The following is a 16,500-nucleotide window of genomic DNA, read 5'->3' as shown; positions in this document are numbered from 1 at the left end:
CCCTTCTGTGGCCGCACCCGGCCCGTCCTCCCACACCAGGCATTCGCAACTGACACACCTCCGGCAGAAGTACGTACGCAAGGGCCGAGAACGCGGGTCGAGCAGGAAGAAAAGATTTTTTCCCTCGGACCAATCCAATCGGCCGTCCTGCTCCGTATACCCGTCCGTCAAGCAAGTTGGGACCGAGGGACGGACGGCATGACACCTCTAATCTCCAGGAGCGGCGCGGGGCGCAAGGGCCTTGTCTCGCTCGTCTGTGGGGCACTGGCCACCGGCGGGATCACAGCCGCCAGCGTCGCCGCGCTGGAACCGGGAGCGGCCTCCGCCTCCTCCCACCGGGAAGCCCCGCTCATCTCGGGCACCCCCCAGTACGACAACACCGACCTGTACGCGTTCGTCAGCCCGGACAAGCCCGACACGACGACGATCGTGTCGGACTACATCCCCTTCGAGGAACCGGCCGGCGGCCCGAACTTCTACCAGTTCGCCGACGACGCCCAGTACGACATCCACATCGACAACAACGGTGACGCGAAGGACGACCTGATCTTCCGTTACACCTTCCGCACGCAGATAAAGAACAAGAAGACGTTCCTCTACAACACGGGGGTGGTCGACAACCTGACCGACCCCGACCTGAACGTCACACAGGCGTACAACCTCGACCTGATCAAACTCAAGAACGGCAGGCAGCAGCACACGACGAGGATCGCCGGCAACATCCCGGCGGCTCCGTCGGACGTCGGCAAGGCGTCGATGCCGGACTACGGGAAGCTGCGCTCCCAGGCCATCTACAAGACGGTCAACGGCGGCGCCACCTTCGCCGGCCAGGCGGACGACCCGTTCTTCGCCGACCTGCGCGTCTTCGACCTGCTGTACGGCGGCAACCTGAGCGAGGTCGGCCGGGACACCCTCAAGGGCTACAACGTCAACACGATCGCCCTGCAGGTGCCGAACTCCCTGATCCGGCAGTCGGCGTCGCGTCCGACCGTCGGCATCTACGCGACGACCCAGCGCAGGAACGCGCAGGGCTACTACACGCAGGTCTCGCGCCTCGGCAACCCGCTGGTCAACGAGGTCGTCAACCCGCAGAAGGACAAGGACAAGTTCAACGCGTCCCAGCCCAAGGACGACGGGCAGTTCCTGAAGAACGTGACCAACCCGGAACTGCCGAAGCTCATCCAGGCGATCTACAACATCAAGGCGCCGTCCGAGCCCCGCAACGACCTCGTCGACGTGTTCCTCAAGGGCGTCAAGGGCCTCAACCAGGAGCAGCCGTACGCGACGCCGTCGGAGATGCTCCGCCTGAACACGTCCATCAAGCCCACCGCGAAGCCCAAGCGGCTCGGTGTCCTGGACGGTGACAACGCGGGCTTCCCGAACGGGCGCCGGCTCACGGACGACGTGATCGACGAGGCGCTCCAGGTCGTCGAGGGCGAACTGGTCGGTTCCAAGAACGACCTGGGCGACGCGGTCGACAAGAACGACAAGGGCTTCGAGAAGTACTTCCCGTACGTGGCCGAGCCGACGTCCGGTTCGCGCGGTGCGCTCGCCAAGGGCACGGCCGCCGGGAGCAGCACGAAGAGCGCGCTGGGTGACGCCCTGTCCGGCTCCGGCAGCAGCAACACGACGCTGATCGCCGGGTCCGCGGCCGCGGGTGCGGCGGGCGTGCTGCTGATCGGTACGGCGTTCGGCTGGTGGCGGCGTCGGATGCAGCGGCCGTACTAGGCGCCGTTGCGGTGTGAGGTAGCCGGGTGACTGCGGGCCGCTCATGGCTGGTCGCGCCCACGCGGCGGTAGCCGCTCATCCCACGCAGCCCCGAGCCCCTCACGGGGCGCTGATGCGCCCCTCACTTACTGGCGCGGCCCGCACCCACCCAATCCCCCACGGCGCGGGCCGCGCCACCCCATGCGACAGCTACTAGGAGAGGGCATGGCCCCGGGTACGAACGACAAGCAGCCCGCCGAACCGAAGGACGACGAGCGGGTCACCGCCCTGCGCCGCTTCGCCGCCGCAGGCCGGAACTGGCGACGGGCTCAACTCGCCGGTTCCGCCGCGCTGTTGGCCATCGCGCTGACCGGCGGGGCGATCGCCTTCGGAGCCGCCCGGGACGGCAGTACGGCACCGGTGGCCGCGTCGAGCGCCGTGTCACCGGCGCTGCTGGCGAGCGGGGATCTCGACACCAGCATCGCCTCCCTCCAGGCCCATCTCCGCACCCAGCCGATGGACTCCGACAGCTGGGCCACCCTGGGCCTGGCCTATGTCGAGCAGGCGCGCACCAAGGGCGATCCGTCCCGCTACCCGCAGGCCGAGAAGGCCCTCGAGCGCGCCCTCCGGATCACCCCGGACAACGACCAGGCGCTGGCCGGCGAGGCCGCGCTCGCCGCCGCCCGGCACCAGTTCGCGCAGGCGCTCAGCTACGCGGACCAGGCCCTCAAGCAGAACCCCTACAGCGCGGGCGCCCTGTCCTCCCGTGTCGACGCCCTGGTCGAGCTCGGCCGCTACGACGAGGCGGCGAAGGCGGCCGACCTGGCCGACCAACGCAAGCCGGGCGTACCGGTGTTCACCCGCTACGCGTATGTGCGGGAGCTGCGGGGTGATGTGAAGACGGCCCAGCAGGTGCTGCGACAGGCGCTGTCCACGGCAACCTCCAAGGGCGACATCGCCTACGTGGCCGCGCAGCTCGGTCTGCTCGCCTGGAACCAGGGCGACTACAAGAGCGCGCTCGACTACTACGCCCGCGCCCTGGCCGCCGACGAGAACTACCTCCCCGCGCTGGAGGGCCGGGCCCGCGCCCAGGCGGCGAGCGGCGACCGGGCCGCCGCCATCAAGGGCATGGAACTGGTCGTCTCCCGCTACCCGCTGCCCCAACCACTCGTCGAACTGGGCGAGTTGTACGAGGACCGGGGCGCCGAGGGCGACAAGGCGAAGGCCGCGGACCAGTACGCCCTGGTCGACGCCTGGATCGCGCTCGCCCGCGCCAACGGCGTCAACGCCGACCTCGACACCGCCCTCGCCGCGGCCGACCACGGCGACAAGGCCGAGGCCCTGAAGGCCGCCCGCGCCGAGTGGGCCCGCCGTCACACCGTGCACACGGCGGACGCGCTGGCCTGGGCGCTGCACGTCAACGGCAAGGACAAGGAAGCGCTGCCGTACGCCCGCCGGGCCACCGCCACCGGCTACCGCAACGCCTCCTTCATCTACCACCTGGGCATGATCGAACTGGCCGACGGCGACAAGGCGGCCGGCCGGGCCGCCCTCACCAAGGCCCCGAAACTCAACCCCGGCTTCTCCCCGCTGGGCGCCCGCACGGCCCGTAAGGCGCTGGAGGCCTCGAAGTGAACCTCCGCCGCATCACCGCCCTCTCCGTCCTGGCCTGCGCCCTCACGCTCCTCCCGGCCACGGCCGCGAGCGCCCACCCGCTCGGCAACTTCACCGTCAACCGGTACGACGGTCTCGTCGCCGCCCCCGGCGAGCTCCGCGTCGACCATGTCGAGGACCTGGCCGAGATCCCGGCGACCCAGGTCAAGCCCGACCTGAAGCGGCTGGGCACGGCCAAGTGGGCCGAGCAGCGCTGCGCGACCGCGGCCGACGGCAGCAAGCTCACCGTCGACGGCAGGGCAACCGCCGTCGACGTCCGGACCAGCCACGCCGAACTGCGCCCGGGCCAGGCCGGTTTGAACACCCTCCGCGTCGAGTGCCGCTTCACCGCTCCCCTCCCCAAGGGCACCACGGCCGCCCTCTCCTTCCACAGCGAGGGCACCACCACCGGTCCCGGCTGGCGGGAGATCACCGCGCGCGGGGACCGGATGACGCTGACCAGGACGGACGTACCGAAGACGTCCGTCTCCCACGAACTCACCACTTACCCCAAGGACCTGCTCTCCTCCCCGGCGGACATCACGACCGCCGCCGTGCGCATACGGCCGGGCGGCCCGGCTCTCGCGGAGGAACGCCAGGACGCGCCGGGCGCCGCGATCCTTCCCAGGGGCGTAGACCGCTGGACCCAGGCCCTCACCGACCTGGTCGCCCGCAACCACCTCACCGTCGGCTTCGCGGCGCTCGCGCTGTGCGTCGCGATCGGCCTCGGCGCGATGCACGCACTCGCGCCGGGCCACGGCAAGACGCTGATGGCGGCGACAGCGGCGGCCCGTGGCGGCCGCGCCCGCCTCCGCGACGTCCTCCCGCTGGCCGCGTCGGTCACCGTCACCCACACGCTGGGCGTGGTGGCCCTGGGCGTCCTGGTGACGGCCGGCTCGGCGGCGACGCCGTCGGTGATCGCCTGGCTGGGTATCGCGAGCGGCGCCCTGGTCCTGGTGGCGGGGGTGAACCTGGCACGGAGGGCGTGGCACAACAGGGCGCACGAGCAGACGCATGCCCACGGCCACCACCATCACCACGATCACGACGACCAGCACGAGGTGGCCGAGAAACGGGAACTGGCCGTGGTCGGCGCGCACGAACACGCCCGCGCCCACACCCACGACCACCCTCATGAGCACGGCCATGCTCATGGCCATGACGAAGGCGCCCGGCCACGCGCTTCAGCCCGTCCGGTACCCCCTCTGGGGGAGATCGAGGACGCGGCCGTTCAGGCCGAAGGGGGGTCCGTGGGCGCAGGCCCCAGCGCCGGCCACACCGACACGCCGCACAGTCACGGCGGGTTCACCCATACCCATCCCACGGCTCCCACGCTGCGCGGCACGGTCTTTCTCGGCTTCGCCGGGGGCATGGTCCCCAGCCCGTCCGCCGTCGTCGTGCTCGTCGGTGCCGCCGCCCTCGGGCAGGCCTGGTTCGGGCTCCTCCTCGTCGTCGCCTACGGCGTCGGTCTCGCGCTGACGCTGACAGCCGCCGGATTCGCCGTCGTCAGGCTGGGTACGGGAATGACCCGGGTGCTGGACAAACGCCCTCGCTGGACCACCCACCCCATGGCCACGCTGGTCCGCAGGACCATCCCGCTCGCCTCGGCGCTCGTGGTCGTGGCCCTGGGCGCCGGACTGGTGCTCAAGGGGGCCGCATCCGCACTGGGCTGAGTTACGTTTGTGATGAGTCCGCGCGAGCTGCCGTGGGGAGCACCCGTGACCGAAGAGCCGGGCCGTGAGCGAGTGATCGCGGGCCGCTACCGACTGTTGTCCCCGCTCGGCGAGGGCGGCATGGGCACCGTGTGGCGAGCCCGGGACGAGGTGCTGGGCCGCGAGGTCGCCGTCAAGGAGGTGCGGGCGCCGGCCGGGCTGCCCGGCCCCGACGTCGAGCGGATGTACGCCCGTCTGGAGCGCGAGGCCTGGGCCGCGGCCCGGGTCGCGAACCGCAATGTGGTGACGGTGTACGACGTGGCGATGGAGGGCGGACGGCCCTGGATCGTCATGGAGTTGATCCGCGGGGTGTCCCTCGCCGAAGTGCTGGACGCGGAGGGCCCGATGTCCCCGCAGCGGGCCGCCGGCATCGGCGCCGAGGTGCTGTCCGCGCTGCGGACCGCGCATGCCGCCGGGGTGCTGCACCGGGATGTGAAGCCGGCCAACGTTCTGCTGTCGAACGACGGACGGGTGGTGCTCACCGACTTCGGGATCGCCACCGTCGAGGGCAGCTCGGCGCTGACCATGACCGGCGAGGTGATCGGTTCGCCCGAGTTCCTCGCCCCGGAGCGGGCGTTGGGGCGTGCGTTCGGCCCGGAGTCCGACCTCTGGTCGCTCGGTGTACTGCTGTACACGGCGGTGGAGGGCACCTCCCCGTTCCGGCTGGACACCCCTCTGAGCACACTGCGTGCCGTGGTGGACGAGGAGTTGCCGCCGCCGTACCGGGCCGGACCGCTCGCGCCCGTCATCGAGGGACTGCTCCGCAAGGACCCGGCCGACCGGCTGTCGGCCGAAAGGGCCGAGCATGAAATGCGGTTGGTCGCGGCAGGCGATACGCCGTCTTCCTGGGGCACACCCAGTACCGCCGCCACCGTCCCGATCCCGGGGCGGTACGACGCCCCGACCCGGGTCGTCCAGTCTCACCCCGCTTCCCCCACAGCGCCGTTGCCCGCCCCGGCGGCCACCCAGCCGCCGGCTTCCGGCCGCGACGGCACCCGGAGCGCCGGGGTGCTGCTGCTGGTCGGTCTGGTGCTGGTCGTCCTCGCACTGGGCGGGTTGACGTACGTCCTGCTCAACCGCGGCGAGGGCGGCGGGAGTGGCGACAACGCCGGTGCGAGCCGGTCGGCCAGCAACCTCAACTCCCCGGCGCCCGGCCGGAGCAGCGGCTCGGGGTCCAAGTCCCCGTCAGCGTCCGCGAGCAGCAGCGCGCCCGCGCAGAGTGTGAAGGTCAGTGTGGCCGGGTCGCGCACCGACTACTCGGGGAGCTGTCCGCCGTCCACCCCGCAGGCTCCCGCCTTCACAGCGACGTTCACGGTCGGGAGCGTGCCTGCCGAGGTGCAGTACCGGTGGGTGCTGAAGAACGGGTCGTTCGACGACCAGGGATGGAAGACGCTGTCCTTTCCGGGCAGCGGCGGGAAGACCCGGCAGACCGGGGTGACCGTGACGACCTGGTCCGACAGCGGGACGCTGAACGACGCGATCGCCGTCGAGGTGCGCAGCCCGGTGAGGACGACATCCGACTCGGTGCCGTTCTCGGTGACCTGCACCAAAACGACGGAGACCCCGACCAGCGGGGCCTCCTCTTCGCCTTCACCCTCAAGCTCGTACTGAAAGACGCGGTACTGACGTACCGAGGGTCACGCGTTGTTGGTCAGGACCGGCAGATAGCCCCCGGACTGGCCGGCCGCGGTGGGGTGGTACGACTCGCCGATGTCCAGCCAGTTGACGCTGTGCAGCCAGGAGCTGCCGGAGCAGATCTCGTGGCCGGTGAACGTGGAGCGGACGTCGCCGAAGACGAAGCCGTGGTCGGCGGCGCGTTTGGCGATCGCGGCGTCGATGTAGTCGGCGGCGTTGTTGATCGCGGAGCGCTTGGTCTCGGAGAGGCCGAGGCAGGTGGTGCCCAGCTTGTAGAAGCGGGGGTAGCTGAGGACGACGACCCGGGCGTTGGGGGCCTTGGCGCTGATCGCGTTGTAGACGTTGTCGAGCTTGCCGGGGAGCGTCGAGTCGACGTAGGCCTTCGCGGTGTTGATCCGGGACAGACAGGTGCTGTCGGAGCTGGTCACACAGGTCGTCATGACATCGGCGAAGCCCGCGTCGTTGCCGCCGATGGTGATGGAGACCAGGGTGGTCGAGGAGCTGAGCGAGCCGAGCTGGCCGGAGAGCACGTCGTCCGTGGTGGCGCCCGAGCAGGCAGTGAAGGAGAACGAGGACGGGCTGTGGGCGGCGTTCCAGAGGTAGGGGTAGGAGTTCGTGCTGCGGTCGCAGCTGCCGCTTGAGCTGATGTAGCTGCCGGCGCCGACGCCGGAGGAGTACGAGTCGCCGAGCGCCACATAGCCCCCGGTAGCGGCCTGCGCTTCCGTCGCGGCCGCGCCGGTGAGGGCGAGGCCGCCGGCGAGGAGGAGTGAAGTCACGTATGCCGTAATTCGGGAACGTCTCATGGAACCTCCCTTTAGCAGGATCTCTGCCACAACTGTCGTACCAACTACGGGTGTTGACGGGAAGTGTTCATGCCAAAACTTTTCAGGGCCTCAACCAGCCCTGACCGGATCGATCCCGTGCGTTCCCGGCGCGTTTGATTACGTGCCCATGACAGCTGAGTGACGCGTCGTCAACTCCCTTGCCCTTTGCCTGCGGAAAACCGATTCTTTACTCGGCCCACGAGCGGAACGCGACGCTCCCGGGCCGTGTGCGCGAAGCCGTGCGCACACCCCCACACCCGCGCGCGCCCGACCCGGACGCGCGCCGCCTGAGGAGGACTCCCTCGTAATGGCACATCTGCGTATCCAGAAGCTGCGGTTCGCCGCCGTCACCACCGTGGCGGCCGCCGCCCTCGTCGGCGGACTCACCGCACTCCCCGCCCAGGCCGCACCCGCCACCGGCAGGGTGCTGCACGCCGGCTCCCCCACGGCCGTCAAGGGCAGCTACATCGTCACCCTGAAGAACAGCGCCGGCTTCAAGGCCTCCTCGACCGAGGGCAAGGGCCTGATCAAGGAGTACGGCGGCACGGTCAGGAAGACGTTCGGCAAGGTGCTGAACGGCTACTCGGCCAAGCTCTCGGCGGCCCAGGCCGCGAGACTCGCCGCCGACCCGTCGGTGGCCACGGTCGAACAGGACCAGACGGTCCACCTCACCGACACCACCCAGTCCAGCGCCCCCTGGGGCCTGGACCGCATCGACCAGGCGAGCCTTCCGCTCTCCGGCACCTACACCTACCCGGACACCGCGGGCAGTGGTGTGACCGCCTATGTCATCGACACCGGTGTGCGCATCACCCACACCCAGATCAGCGGCCGTGCCTCCTACGGCTATGACGCGGTCGACGGCGACACCACAGCCTCCGACGGCAACGGCCACGGCACCCATGTGGCGACCACCATCGCCGGCTCCACCTACGGTGTGGCGAAGAAGGCGAAAATCGTGGCCGTGCGGGTGCTGGACAACAACGGCTCGGGCACCACGGCCGGAGTGATCGCGGGCATCGACTGGGTGACCTCGAACCACACCACCCCGGCGGTCGCCAACATGTCGCTGGGCGGCTCGGCCTCCACCTCGCTCGACACCGCGGTCGCCAACTCCATAGCCAGCGGCGTGACCTACGCGATCGCGGCCGGCAACAGCAGCGCCAACGCCTCCTCGTACTCCCCGGCCCGGGTCGCGAGCGCGATCACCGTCGGCGCCACCACCAGCTCCGACGCCAGGGCCAGCTACTCAACTACGGCTCGGTCCTGGACATCTTCGCGCCCGGCTCCTCCATCACGGCGGGCTACAACACCAGCGACACCGCCACCGCCACCCTGTCGGGCACCTCGATGGCCACCCCGCACGTGGCAGGGGCGGCCGCCGTGTACCTCGCAGGCCACACCTCGGCCACCCCGGCCCAGGTCGCCACGGCACTGGTCAACGGAGCGACCTCCAACGTGCTCACCAGCGTGGGCACCGGCTCCCCGAACAAGCTCCTGAAGGTCGTGCCGTAAGGAACCCGGTGCTCATGTCGTAAGGAAAACGAACGACTTGTTCCCCGGAGCACCAGGTGTCTCCGGGGAACGGTCATGTCCGGAGACCCGCTTGACGCCCCCCGTTCTCCTGCGCGACATTGAAGCCCGGCATCCGACGCCTTGGGGGGCAAAGTCGGCCATGCAGACCATACGGCTCAAGACACCATCGCTCGAGGGCGACGAACGGGCACGGCCAGGACCGGGGAGGGACCTGGGGCCACTGCTCGCGGGCGCCGCCACAGCCGTCACCGGAACCGGCGCGCTGCTCGCACTGACCGACTCGGACTCGCCACTGCGTGGCCCGTTCACGCTGTTCTTCCTGCTCGCCGCGCCGGCCGCGGCGATCGGTCTGGCGCTGCGCGGGCTCGATCCGTTCGTCCGGGTGCTCACCGCGGTGGCAGGCGCCGTCGCCCTGGACATGCTGATCGCCCAGGGCATGCTCGCCACACACCGCTGGTCCTGGCGCGGCGGAATCGTCGCCGTGACCGCGGTCAGCGTTCTCCTGCTTCTGCTGGTAGGGCTGCGACCAGTGGAACGAATTCTCAAACGGACACCCCGACGGACTGGGAAATCCGTTCGAGTTGAAGAATGAGTTCGGCCAAAGTTGCGTAACGGCCAAACCAACAAAAACGTGAGGCTCAGTTCCAGGCCTTGCCATACTGGTCCAATCATCAATACCGTCGTACATCTCACCCGCATCAGATCGTCATCAAGCGGCTCCAGGGGAGGGCTCAAGGACCGCGATGTTCCGGAGCGGGGCGCGGTAGGGGGGTGCCGTGCTCGGTGACCACAATGACCACTGTCGTTTCGTGTGTGACCACTGTCGTTTCCGAGCCGTGCCGCGCGACCGGCTGCCGTTTTCGGGCAGACCGGCCAGCTTTGCCAGCTCATCTGCGGGTACGGAGATCCATTTTCCGTGCCACGGGTGAGAACCCCCCTTTCGAACCGGACACAGAAGCGAGCCGCCCAGGGGCGGGCGGTCCACCGGACGAGAGGGACAAGACTCATGAGTTCTGTTCTGCAGCCGCCGACTTCGGACCAAGATCCGTTAATGGCGGCCGAATACCGACCGATCTCCTCTCACCTGGCGATCACACCGCCGGTGAGCGTCGTGATCCCCGCCATGAATGAGGCGGAGAATCTCCCCTACGTCTTCAAGACACTTCCGGGCTGGATACACGAAGTGGTCCTTGTGGACGGCAATTCCACCGACGACACCGTGGAAGTGGCCCGGGACCTGTGGCCCGGCGTGAAAGTCGTCGAACAGAGCGGCAAGGGCAAGGGGGATGCCCTGATCACCGGGTTCGAGGCGTGCACCGGCGACATCATCGTCATGGTGGACGCGGACGGCTCGGCCGACGGCCACGAGATCGTGTCGTACGTATCCGCCCTGGTCTCGGGCGCCGACTTCGCCAAGGGCTCGCGCTTCGCCAACGGCGGCGGCACGGACGACATGACCTTCATCCGCAAGCTCGGCAACTGGGCGCTGTGCACGATCGTCAACCACAAGTTCGGCGCCCGCTACACCGACCTCTGCTACGGGTACAACGCCTTCTGGCGGCACTGCCTCGACAAGATCGACCTCGACTGCACCGGCTTCGAGATCGAGACCCTGATCAACATCCGGGTGGTCAAGGCGGGCCTGAAGGTGCAGGAGATCCCCAGCCACGAGTACCTCCGTATCCACGGCACCAGCAATCTGCGTGCCGTACGGGACGGGTTCCGGGTCCTCAAGGTGATTCTCGGGGAGCGCTCCAACCGACGTGCCCTGCGCCGGCAGGTGCGGCACTCCCCGATGCTCACCATGGGCCGGGGAGAGTCGTCTTGAGCGATCCCGACATCTCCGTCGTGATCTGCGTGTACACCGAGGACCGCTGGGAGGACATCCTCGCGGCGGTCTCCTCGGTGCGCGCCCAGTCGTATCCGGCGCTGGAGACCCTGCTGGTCGTCGACCACAACCCGGCGCTCCTGGATCGGCTCACGAAGGAGTACAAGGAGTCCGAAGAGAACGCCTCCGTCCGGGTGCTCGCCAACGCGGGCCCCCGCGGCCTGTCCGCTGGCCGCAACACCGGTATCGCGTGCTCCTACGGCGAGGTGATCGCCTTCCTCGACGACGACGCCGTGGCCGAACGGGACTGGCTGCGCCGCTTCGCCGAGGGGTACGCCGACCCGAGGGTGATGGCCGTCGGCGGCCGGACGATGCCGATCTGGGCCTCGGGCCGCCGCCCGGACTGGTTCCCGGAGGAGTTCGACTGGGTGGTCGGCTGCACCTACCGGGGGCTGCCAGCGGGCCGTGTCCGGGTCCGGAACGTCCTCGGCGGAAACGCTTCTTTCCGGCGTACGGCGTTCGACGCGGCGGGCGGTTTCGCCACGGGCATCGGACGGGACGGCGACAAGCGACCGCTGGGCTGCGAGGAGACCGAGCTGTGCATCCGGCTCACCCGGGCCCGCCCGGACGCCGTGCTGCTCATCGACGACCGCGCGGTGATCCACCACCGGGTGCCGGAAGCCCGTGAGCACTTCGGCTACTTCCGCACCCGCGCCTACGCCGAGGGCCTCTCCAAGGCGCTGGTCGCCCGGAGTGTGGGCGCCGGCAAGGGACTTGAGTCCGAACGCCGGTACACCACCCGTGTGCTGCCCGCGGGGGTCGCTCGTGGCCTGCGGGACGCACTGCTGGCCCGGCCGGGGGGCGCCGGCCGGGCCGGGGCGATCGTCACCGGGGTGCTGACGGCGGCGGGCGGCTATGTGGTGGGGAGTGTGCGGGCACGGCGGGGCGGGGCGACCTTCTCCGTCGCCGAGATCGAGGGGGGATCCCATGGCTGAGGCACCGGTGCCGATCCTCATGTACCACTCGGTCGCGACCGCGCCGAACGAGGCCACCCGTGCGCTGTCGGTAGCACCGGAGGCGTTCGCCGAGCAGATGGCACTCATCGCCGAGCTGGGCCTGACCCCCGTCAACACGGCTGACCTGGCCGCGAGCTGGCGCTCCGGCAGCACGCTCCCCGACCGGTCCGTCCTGATCACCTTCGACGACGGCTACGAGGGCGTGCACCGGCACGCCCTCCCCGTCCTCGCCAAGCACGGTTACGCGTCCACCCTGTTCGTCTCGACGGGCTGGATCAGGGGCGCGTACGACACCGGAGGCGGCCTGGACACCATGCTCGACTGGGACCAGGTGCGCGAACTCGCTCACGGCGGCTGCGAGATCGGCGGGCACAGCCACACCCATCCGCAGCTCGACCAGCTGGACGACGACCGGCTGCGGACGGAGCTGGTGCGGTGCCGGGAGATCGTCACCGAGCAACTGGGCTCCGGACCGGCCTCGTTCGCCTACCCGTACGGCTACTCCAGCCGCCGGGTCCGGCAGGCCGTGCGGGAGGCCGGATACGCCCAGGCGCTCGCCGTCGGGAACGGCCTCGCCCGCCGCCGTCAGGGCCCGTACGCGCTGCACCGCGTCACCGTGCGCCGCAGCACGGACGCCACGGAGTTCGCACGGCTGCTCGAAGGCCGTGCGATCCCCCGCACCTTCGCCAGGGACCGTGCCCTCACCAAGGGTTACGCCGTTCTCCGCAGAGTCCGCCAGGTCCGCCGGAAGGCCATCCGTTCCCGTGTCTGACACGACGACCACCACAACCGAGGCCGCAACCAACGACACAGCGGCGCCCGAGCAGTCGGGGCGCCGCCTTCGCCTGCCCGGCAGAGGCAGTTCGTCCGGTGGCAGCCCGCTCTTCCGGAACGCCTACGCGCTGATGCTGAACACCGGCATCTCCGCCGTGCTGGGCCTGGGCTTCTGGCTGGCGGCGGCCCGCTACTACTCCGAGTCGGCGGTCGGCCAGGGCTCCGCCGCGATCGCCGCGATGAAGTTCCTCGCGGGCCTGACCGCGGTGACCCTGACCGGCGCCCTGGCCCGCTTCATCCCCGTGGCCGGACGCCACACGGGCCGGCTCATCTTCCGTACCTACGCGGGCAGCTCGCTGATCGTGGCGCTGGCGGCCGGCGTGTTCCTGTTGACGCTGGACGTGTGGGGGCCGTCGTACCGCTTCCTGCACGGGCCCCTCAACGGGCTCGGGTTCGTGGTGGCGGTCGTCGCCTGGAACCTCCTCACGCTCCAGGACGGCGTGCTGACCGGGCTGCGCAGTGCGCCCTGGGTGCCGGTGGGCAACACCGTGTTCTCGGCGGTCAAGCTGGGGCTGCTGGTCGCCCTCTCCGTGGCGATCCCGACGGCCGGTGTCTTCGTCTCCTGGGTCGCCGCCATCGCCACCTCGGTGATCCCGCTCGGCTGGCTGGTGTTCCGGCGCCTGGTGCCCCGGCACATCAAGGCGACCGAGGAGCACGCCAAACCGCCCACGCTGAGGGAGATCGGCAGGTTCCTGTCCGGTGACTACACCGGTTCGCTGTTCTCCCTCGCCGTGGTGTACCTGATCCCGGTGATCATCGCCTCGCAGGTCAGCGCCGAGGACAACGCGTACTTCTACATCACCACCACCATCGGCGGCACCACCAACCTGCTCGCCATCAACATGGGCGCCTCGCTGACAGTGGAGGGCTCGCACGACCCGGCGCGGCTGGCCGCCAACACCCGGGCCGCGCTGAAGCGGATGGCCCGGATCATGATCCCCATCTGCTCGCTGCTGTTCTTCGGGGCGCCCTGGCTCCTCGGTGTGTTCGGCCCGGGCTACGCGGACGCGGCGACCCCGCTGCTGCGCTGGTTCGCGGTCGGCGCACTGCTCAGGGTCGTGATGGAGACGTACTTCGCGGTGCTGCGCGCCCAGAGCCGTACCGCGGGACTGGCCTGGCTGCAGGGCCTGTTGTGCCTGCTGGTGCTCGGGCTGACCCTGCTGCTCCTGCCCCGGATGGGGCTGACCGGCGCCGGCGTGGCCGAGATCTCCAGCCTCACCGTGATCGTGATGATCGCGGCGCCCCGGCTGTGGAGGACGCTCCGGGCGGCCCCGGCCGACGTACCCGAGGACGCGGCGCCGGACGGGGACCTCGCCGACCTGGGGGCGCTCGAGGCCCCGGCCACTTCCGTACTCCGCAAGCGGGGCCCGGCCTGGGCGCTGGACACCGACACGCTCGCCCTCGGCATCCATGTGGACTTCGACCATGTGGAGCGGCGGCCGGACGTCCGTCCCGGTCCGGGAACCCCGCCCACCGGCATGCCCGTTGTCCGCCCGGACGACCGGCCGACCTGGGCACCGCGGCCACCGCGGAATCCGGGGCTGCCGGTGGAGGAGAGGGAGCCTGGCTCGGAGGCCTCGCTCGGACCGGCCGAGGCCTCGCTGCTGAAGGAGGCGGAGGTCGACGCGCCGTTCGGGGAGGCGGTCGTGCCGGAGGAGGAAGTGGTACCGGCCGAGCCTCCCGAGGAGCCGGCGGATGAGCCCGCGCGCTCCCTGCGGGAGCGGCTGGTCCCCACCCGCCAGGGAGTCGTCCTCGGCTGTCTGCTGATCGCCGCCCTCCTGCTCTACTGGGTGCCGGCCGCCCGGCTCGACGACTCCGACCTGGACCGGATGGGCGGGCTCGGGCTGATCTCGGTGCTGCCACTGCCGACGCTGGTCGGAGCGGCGCTGCTGGTCACGGTGTTCGCCGCACTGCTGTGGCTGCGCCGCAAGCACAAGGCGCTGCTCCTGGTCACCCTGCTGGCGACGGTCGTGTCCCTGCACGCGCTGCCCGCCGTGATCGAGACGGAACCCCGGTTCCCGACCGCCTGGCAGCACCTCGGGTTCATCGACTACATCGACCGCACCGGGTCGGCCGTGCCCGACCTGGACGCCCGCTGGAGCTGGCCGGGCTTCTTCGCGGCGGCGGCCTTCATCGGCAGGGCCTGCGGAGTCACGGACTTCACCGAGGTCATCCGCTGGTGGCCGACGTTCATCCAACTCGCTTACCTGGCACCGATGTTCCTGCTCGTACGGTCGCTGCGGGCGAGCTGGCGGGCGAAGTGGACCGGCATCTGGATCTTCGTGCTGTGCGGCTGGGTCGGCCAGGACTACTTCTCCCCGCAGGGCTTCACCTACCTCCTCTATCTGGTGTTCGTGGCGATCCTGCTCGTCTGGTTCCGCGCCCCGCACGTCATCTGGACGAGGTTCCGCCCGGGCGAGGCGGAGGTCGAGCCGACCGACCGCCGCCAGCAGGCCGTCCTGCTCATGGTGTTGATCGGCCTCTACGCGGCGACCGTCCCGGCACACCAGCTGACCCCGTTCGTGATGCTGGGCGTGCTGGCGGCCCTGGTCCTGGCCGGCAGGTCCGAACTGCGCGGCCTTCCCATCCTGTTCGGGGTGGTCGCGGCCGTCTGGCTGGGCTTCATGGCCGAGCCGTACTGGTCCGGTCACTTCAACGACCTGTTCGGCGGGGTCGGCGGGGTCGGAAGCAACGTCTCGACCTCGGTCTCCGGCCGTATTAAGGGCGGCAGCTCGACCCACAAGCTGGTCCTGTACGTCCGGGTCCTGCTGGCCGGGAGCATGATGGCCTTCGCCGTCTGGGGCTGGTGGCGCCGCCGCTTCCACAAGTACCGCGAGCGGTCCCTGCTGGTCCTGACCTTCGTCCCGTTCCTGGGCTTCGGCATGCAGTCGTACGGCGGGGAGATGGCCCTGCGGGTCTTCATGTTCGCCGTGCCGGGCGCGGCCCTGCTGGCGGGTCTCGCCCTGTTCCCGCGTACCGGCGCCACGGCGAAGGAGCGCGAGAAGGACCGGGTCAGCCTGGCCCCGGTGGCCGCGCTGATGGCAGGTCTGCTGCTCATGGGCGGCTTCCTGGTGGCCCGTTGGGGCAACGAGCCCTTCGAGCGGGTCCGGCCCGGCGAGGTCGCCGCGATGGACTATGTCTACGCCCATGACAAGCCGACCGTCCGGCTGCTGTGGCTGAGCAACGACACGGTCAACGACGTGACCCCGGCGATGCCGTGGGGCGCGAAGGACATGGAGCGGGTCGACTATGTGCCGACTCTGGCGCCGACCGACCCGGTGCTGGTGTCGAGCCTGGTCAAGGCGCTCAAGGACGCCGGCCCGAACTCGTATCTCATGATCAACAGGAGTCAGGTCGTCTATCTCCAGATGGACGCCGGCTACTCGGCGACCTGGGAGAGCCGGCTGATCGAGAACCTGGACGACCGGCAGGATCTGACGAAGGTCATGGTCAACGACGACGTGACCATGTACACGCTGCGTACACAGCCCGTGGGGGCGGTGGAGGATCCGCGTCCGGGGCCGATCGGGCCGCGGATCACCTGGACGCCGTGGTCGGTGGTCGGCGGTCTGGCCGCCGTGGCGCTGATCCTGCTGCTGACGGCACGGGAGGTGGTCCGGGTCGCGGTCCGGCCGGGAGTGCGTCAGCTGCGGTGGCTGCAGGGCGGCTTCTGGTTCTCGCTGCCCCTGCTCGCGGTGCTGCTGGCGTCGCTGGCGCAGCGGTTCCTGACACTCAAGTAGAAGGGAGGGAGTGGC

The 16,500-nt window shown here is 70.0% G+C and carries 10 protein-coding genes and 1 pseudogene; 10 read left to right on the top strand and 1 reads right to left on the bottom strand.

The genetic code is table 11. The features are described from left to right. Nucleotides 1-198 precede the first annotated feature (198 nt). The 4 genes from ACZ7OO_RS15450 (at nt 199) to ACZ7OO_RS15435 (ending at nt 6,683) form a co-directional block, all read left to right on the top strand. Nucleotides 199-1,728 carry a DUF4331 domain-containing protein gene (locus ACZ7OO_RS15450; RefSeq protein WP_471505056.1) on the top strand — a complete coding sequence of 510 codons (1,530 nt, stop codon included), beginning with the start codon at nt 199-201 and terminating at the stop codon, nt 1,726-1,728. A gap of 204 nt (nt 1,729-1,932) precedes the next feature. After that, the gene (locus ACZ7OO_RS15445) at nt 1,933-3,342 is read left to right on the top strand and encodes a tetratricopeptide repeat protein (protein WP_471505054.1); all 1,410 of its coding nucleotides are present in this window, start codon (nt 1,933-1,935) and stop codon (nt 3,340-3,342) included. Next, a complete protein-coding gene (locus tag ACZ7OO_RS15440; RefSeq protein WP_471505053.1) occupies nt 3,339-5,033 on the top strand; it encodes a nickel transporter in 1,695 nt (564 codons plus the stop codon). Before ACZ7OO_RS15445 ends, ACZ7OO_RS15440 begins: the two co-directional genes overlap by 4 nt. A 45-nt stretch (nt 5,034-5,078) precedes the next feature. Beyond that, nucleotides 5,079-6,683, top strand: coding sequence for a serine/threonine-protein kinase (locus tag ACZ7OO_RS15435; RefSeq protein WP_471505051.1), 1,605 nt, complete (start codon nt 5,079-5,081; stop codon nt 6,681-6,683). Between the two features lie 26 nt (nt 6,684-6,709). Here the strand turns inward: ACZ7OO_RS15435 and ACZ7OO_RS15430 are convergent, their stop codons facing one another. Beyond that, entirely contained in the window at nt 6,710-7,510 is an 801-nt protein-coding gene (locus ACZ7OO_RS15430; RefSeq protein ID WP_471505050.1) for an SGNH/GDSL hydrolase family protein, read from the bottom strand. Nucleotides 7,511-7,955: 445 nt separating this feature from the next. Between ACZ7OO_RS15430 and ACZ7OO_RS15425 the strand changes: the two are divergent. The 6 genes and pseudogenes from ACZ7OO_RS15425 (at nt 7,956) to ACZ7OO_RS15400 (ending at nt 16,485) form a co-directional block, all read left to right on the top strand. Beyond that, a pseudogene (locus ACZ7OO_RS15425) lies at nt 7,956-9,046 on the top strand (S8 family peptidase). 160 nt (nt 9,047-9,206) lie between these two features. Beyond that, nucleotides 9,207-9,659 (top strand): hypothetical protein, encoded by a 453-nt coding sequence (locus ACZ7OO_RS15420; RefSeq protein WP_471505554.1) that lies wholly within the window; start codon nt 9,207-9,209, stop codon nt 9,657-9,659. Between the two features lie 414 nt (nt 9,660-10,073). Continuing rightward, on the top strand, nt 10,074-10,895 hold the full coding sequence (locus ACZ7OO_RS15415; RefSeq protein WP_471505048.1) for a glycosyltransferase family 2 protein: 822 nt from the start codon (nt 10,074-10,076) through the stop codon (nt 10,893-10,895). After that, entirely contained in the window at nt 10,892-11,890 is a 999-nt protein-coding gene (locus tag ACZ7OO_RS15410) for a glycosyltransferase family 2 protein (RefSeq protein ID WP_471505047.1), read from the top strand. The genes ACZ7OO_RS15415 and ACZ7OO_RS15410 overlap by 4 nt, the downstream gene beginning before the upstream one ends. Further along, nucleotides 11,883-12,683, top strand: coding sequence for a polysaccharide deacetylase family protein (locus ACZ7OO_RS15405; protein ID WP_471505046.1), 801 nt, complete (start codon nt 11,883-11,885; stop codon nt 12,681-12,683). The genes ACZ7OO_RS15410 and ACZ7OO_RS15405 overlap by 8 nt, the downstream gene beginning before the upstream one ends. Then, nucleotides 12,676-16,485 carry a lipopolysaccharide biosynthesis protein gene (locus ACZ7OO_RS15400; RefSeq protein ID WP_471505044.1) on the top strand — a complete coding sequence of 1,270 codons (3,810 nt, stop codon included), beginning with the start codon at nt 12,676-12,678 and terminating at the stop codon, nt 16,483-16,485. Before ACZ7OO_RS15405 ends, ACZ7OO_RS15400 begins: the two co-directional genes overlap by 8 nt. Nucleotides 16,486-16,500: the final 15 nt, after the last annotated feature.

The organism is Streptomyces sp. NPDC111744, assembly GCF_055634995.1.
The sequence above is the reverse complement of the archived record's forward strand: the minus strand, read 5'-3'. Positions and strand labels throughout refer to the sequence as shown.

Bases quoted from the DNA above. Each gene is read 5' to 3' on its own strand.
- ACZ7OO_RS15450 (WP_471505056.1), top strand. From the start codon at position 199: ATGACACCTCTAATCTCCAGGAGCGGCGCGGGGCGCAAGGGCCTTGTC.
- ACZ7OO_RS15445 (WP_471505054.1), top strand. From the start codon at position 1,933: ATGGCCCCGGGTACGAACGACAAGCAGCCCGCCGAACCGAAGGACGAC.
- ACZ7OO_RS15430 (WP_471505050.1), bottom strand. From the start codon at position 7,510: ATGAGACGTTCCCGAATTACGGCATACGTGACTTCACTCCTCCTCGCC.
- ACZ7OO_RS15420 (WP_471505554.1), top strand. From the start codon at position 9,207: ATGCAGACCATACGGCTCAAGACACCATCGCTCGAGGGCGACGAACGG.
- ACZ7OO_RS15415 (WP_471505048.1), top strand. From the start codon at position 10,074: ATGAGTTCTGTTCTGCAGCCGCCGACTTCGGACCAAGATCCGTTAATG.
- ACZ7OO_RS15405 (WP_471505046.1), top strand. From the start codon at position 11,883: ATGGCTGAGGCACCGGTGCCGATCCTCATGTACCACTCGGTCGCGACC.